A 243-nucleotide genomic window follows, 5' to 3' on the forward strand; every position below is an offset into this window, starting at 1 on the left:
AAACCGTTCGGTTTCACAGCCTACTATCCAGGCCCAGGACTCGGTGGCCATTGTATTCCCATTGATCCGTTCTACCTCACATGGAAGGCGCGCGAATACGGACTGTCCACCCATTTCATCGAACTCGCCGGTGAGATCAACCGCGAAATGCCACAGTGGGTGACCAGCAAAATTGCGGACGCACTGAACGATCGTGAAAAGTCCATAAAGGGCAGCCGTATCCTCGCACTTGGAATTGCGTAT

1 pseudogene is annotated in these 243 nt (G+C 53.1%); it reads left to right on the forward strand.

Annotated features, from left to right (window positions below):
* Positions 1-243, forward strand: a pseudogene (locus DC522_RS36765) (UDP-N-acetyl-D-glucosamine dehydrogenase); the annotation flags it as partial.

It is taken from the genome of Microvirga sp. KLBC 81, assembly GCF_003075415.1.
Taxonomy (GTDB): domain Bacteria; phylum Pseudomonadota; class Alphaproteobacteria; order Rhizobiales; family Beijerinckiaceae; genus Microvirga.